The organism is Moorena producens 3L (assembly GCF_000211815.1).
Taxonomy (GTDB): domain Bacteria; phylum Cyanobacteriota; class Cyanobacteriia; order Cyanobacteriales; family Coleofasciculaceae; genus Moorena; species Moorena producens.
This window is the reverse complement of sequence record NZ_GL890865.1, coordinates 1-3462: the sequence shown is the minus strand read 5'-3', so window position 1 is coordinate 3462 and position 3462 is coordinate 1. Positions and strand designations below refer to the sequence as shown.

Here is a 3462-nt window from a genome sequence, read left to right as displayed (position 1 = left end):
CACCGAGCGCCAATGTTGGGATAGCCCGCACCGTAACGCACCGCCAAGTAGAATTAAGTAATGGGTAATAGCAAGTATTTTGGAGGGTGGGCATTGCCGGTTTCCCACCCCAAATCCTGCCGGAATTCACCTGAGCAATGCCCACCCTACTTACTAGAGGCGGTTGTTAGTCAAATCAGACAGAATCAGACCTCAAAAACTGCTGCCTAACTCCCATAACCTATTACCTATTACCCACTACCTATTACCTAACTATGGTATGCTTGTTGTATCAGGGATCCGTTGACTGCTGAACCACCTGTGTAACTTGTTCAACCTCTAATTCTAAAGCTTGGGCAACTTGTTCTACGGTTAACCCCAACGCTAACAACCGAGGTATAGACTTTAATTTGCCTTGAATTTCACCTTCTTGTATGCCTTCTTGTATGCCTTCAAGTCTGCCTTCTGCTTTTGCCTCCTGATAAACTTTGGTTTGCCGTAAATCACTTAAGCTAAACATGGCTTCGATCTCCCTACGACTGAGTAGTGGTAACTTATACACCAGTATGGTCTCTATTAATTGTAGAAGTTCTCGCTTTTGTCGTTCATTGTCTACCTCCTCAGTGGTTCGTTGAATCAAGTCTTGAGCAAGTGCGATGGCAGTATCTTCCTCGGTTACAATTAGCTGTACTGTAGCGATACCCACCGATGGTGCAGGGGTCTCGGCTAATTCATCGAGATAAATCCGAGATACCCTTGGAGAATCGAGTAATTCAAGATATTGTTGAGTTGCTCCTTTATCCACATTGCGGCTCGGGTAAATCACCACACCACGCCAATCATTGCTGATTTTGTTTTTGTTTAAGTATATGAAAATTTCGGTAAAAAAGCGGGAGTAAAATTCAGAGTCCCTCTGAAATTGGACTTCTACAAAATAAATCGGTGATTGGGCTGTGGTAGTTGTCGGCAGGAATACTCCATCAATTCTAAAAGCTAGTTGTTTAACTTCCACAGAGGCGAATTGATAAGCTTGTGCTTCTGTAGGGGAATGGTTAATTAATTCAAAGAAGATGCTGGGAAACGATTGGAACAGGCGATAGAATATGGTGTCGGTTTTCACATTAATGTCATTATTTAACTATACCTATAGTAATGGTAATGGGTAACCCGCCATTACCTATTACCCATTACCTATTACCTAAATATATCAACTATCAGAAGACTGCTGGATCACCTTTGTAACTTGTTCAACCTCTAATTCTAAAGCTTGGGCAACTTGTTCTACGGTTAACCCCAAAGCTAACAACCGAGGTATAGACTCTAATTTGCCTTGAATTTTACCTTCAAGTCTACCTGCTTGTATACCTTCAAGTCTCCCTTCTTGTATACCTTCAAGTTTACCTGCTTGTATGCCTTCGGCTAAAGCCTCCTGATAAACTTTGGTTTGCCGTAAATCACTTAAGCTAAACATGGCTTCGATCTCCCTACGACTGAGTAGTGGTAACTTATACACCAGTATGGTCTCTATTAATTGTAGAAGTTCTCGCTTTTGTCGTTCATTGTCTACCTCCTCAGTGGTTCGTTGAATCAAGTCTTGAGCAAGTGAGATTGCAGAATCTTCCTCGGTTACAATTAGCTGTACTGTAGCTATACCTACTGATGGTGCAGGGGTCTCGGCTAATTCATCGAGATAAATCCGAGATACCCTTGGAGATAGGTAATAGGTAATAGGTAATAGGTAATAGGTAATAGGTAATGGGGAATAGGTAATAGGTAATAGGTAATAGGTAATAGGTAATAGGTAATAGGTAATGGGTAATAGGTAATAGGTAATGGGGAATAGGTAATAGGTAATGGGTAATAGGTAATGGGGAATGGGGAATACAAGATTTCTTTCCGAAGCTCTGAAGCTGCCCTGCTTTTTTGAGATCAACGGACAGCTAACCCGGATTTGGGTACACAAGCGATCGCGTAGCGTGACCGTAGGTCAATCGCACAAGCGCGGAAACTTCGCGTGACTCGCTTAGCGTGACCAAAGGTCAATCGCTTCGATAAACCTTTGAGTAGCCTATTGCCTCTCAATACTACTCAATAGTAGAATCGGCAAGGGCTTAAGCTGGGGCTTGCTGCAAGGTCAAAAAATTTTACAATGCCTATATTACAAGCATCCCAGCCTCTTTAATAAAATTCCCTAGCAGCACTGCCAACCTGCCGAATGTGGGAAATAAACGTCTTACCCATTACCTATTACCTATTACCTATTACCCATTCCCCACTACCTATTACCTATTACCTATTACCCACTACCTATTACCCACTACCTATTACCTATTACCCATTACCTATAACCCATTACCCATTCCCTATTACCTATTACCTATTACCCATAATCTATTACCTAAAAAAAAATGATTCAAAACTTACTATCCCAAATCAGCCAGCAGCTTCAGAAAGAACTAACTGACGACATCTCCCAAGGTCAAATAGAAATTGTTGTTGCCCCCATTACCGAATCACCAACAAAATTACCACACATCAGCATCTATCCTGGTAAATGGGAAATTGCCTCAACATTTAGAGCAACCCATCCACAACAGTTACATCCGGAGCAACAAAACCCCACCATAATTACTACATCCAGGGAATTTAAACAAGAGTTTTTCATCGATATCTGTGACGCTGACCTAACTAACTTAGAAAAATTAGCTTCCTTAGCTACAGGTATTATTTTAACTAACTACAAAGAAATCATCGAAACTTATAATTTATCAACGGCTAACAATTATCAAGCCCAACAAACAGCTACAACTCACACGATTAGCCAAATTACTATCCTTGAAGGTAGCTATGATTATCTTAATAATACCCCTAAACTTAAACTAAAATGGCAAGTTATAGGTCAAGTCAACTTTAGCAAAACTATCACAGAAATTGGGCGTCCGATTGAGGAAATTGAAATTAATCAAAGTGTAAGCAGTCAGCGGTCAGCTTAAAACAAGGTAATGGGTAATAGGTAATGGGTAATAGGTAATGAGTAATGGGTAATAGGTAATGGGTAATGAGTAATGGGTAATGGGTAATAGGGAATCGGGAAAAAATTCTGTGTACCTAATAGTTATGAAAAGCGCTGATAGCTGATAGCACCTCAAGTAGCACCTCAAGTACCGCATTAGCTGATAGCTGATCTAGCAATCCGTGTAGGAATTGTGAGAATTATTGTTCCCTATTACCTATTACCTATTACCTATTACCTATTACCTATCACCCATCACCCATCACCCATCACCCATCACCTATTACCTATTACCTATTACCCATTACCTATTACCTATCACCTATCACCCATCACCCATCACCTATTACCTATTACCTATTACCCATTACCTTTGCTATAGCTGATAGCTGACGCGATCGCTTTTTTTTATTCTCTCTAAAACTTCCAAAAAAAAGTTTAAAAAACCTTGACAAATAAAATTATAATCA

Annotated in this window: 6 protein-coding genes; 3 read left to right on the top strand and 3 right to left on the bottom strand. The window is 40.4% G+C overall.

The features are described 5' to 3' along the window. Positions 1 to 271: 271 nt before the first annotated feature. The 3 genes from LYNGBM3L_RS11585 to LYNGBM3L_RS43300 form a co-directional block, all read right to left on the bottom strand. Positions 272 to 1099 carry an Rpn family recombination-promoting nuclease/putative transposase gene (locus LYNGBM3L_RS11585; RefSeq protein ID WP_008182810.1) on the bottom strand — a complete coding sequence of 276 codons (828 nt, stop codon included), beginning with the start codon at positions 1097 to 1099 and terminating at the stop codon, positions 272 to 274. 87 nt (positions 1100 to 1186) lie between these two features. Beyond that, positions 1187 to 1912: an Rpn family recombination-promoting nuclease/putative transposase gene (locus tag LYNGBM3L_RS11580; RefSeq protein ID WP_008182808.1), complete on the bottom strand. Its 726-nt coding sequence runs from the start codon at positions 1910 to 1912 to the stop codon at positions 1187 to 1189. Further along, positions 1909 to 2061 (bottom strand): hypothetical protein, encoded by a 153-nt coding sequence (locus tag LYNGBM3L_RS43300; protein ID WP_154659755.1) that lies wholly within the window; start codon positions 2059 to 2061, stop codon positions 1909 to 1911. Before LYNGBM3L_RS43300 ends, LYNGBM3L_RS11580 begins: the two co-directional genes overlap by 4 nt. Positions 2062 to 2196: 135 nt before the next feature. Between LYNGBM3L_RS43300 and LYNGBM3L_RS11575 the strand changes: the two genes are divergently transcribed. From LYNGBM3L_RS11575 to LYNGBM3L_RS11565, 3 genes are all read left to right on the top strand, one after another. Then, positions 2197 to 2391, top strand: coding sequence for a hypothetical protein (locus LYNGBM3L_RS11575; RefSeq protein WP_154659754.1), 195 nt, complete (start codon positions 2197 to 2199; stop codon positions 2389 to 2391). Next, positions 2388 to 2972, top strand: coding sequence for a hypothetical protein (locus LYNGBM3L_RS11570; protein WP_008182806.1), 585 nt, complete (start codon positions 2388 to 2390; stop codon positions 2970 to 2972). Before LYNGBM3L_RS11575 ends, LYNGBM3L_RS11570 begins: the two co-directional genes overlap by 4 nt. Before the next feature lie 213 nt (positions 2973 to 3185). Then, positions 3186 to 3374, top strand: a complete 189-nt coding sequence (locus LYNGBM3L_RS11565; protein ID WP_044492776.1) for a hypothetical protein — start codon at positions 3186 to 3188, stop codon at positions 3372 to 3374. The last annotated feature ends 88 nt before the right edge of the window (positions 3375 to 3462 follow it).

Bases quoted from the DNA above. Each gene is read 5' to 3' on its own strand.
- LYNGBM3L_RS11570 (WP_008182806.1), top strand. From the start codon at position 2,388: ATGATTCAAAACTTACTATCCCAAATCAGCCAGCAGCTTCAGAAAGAA.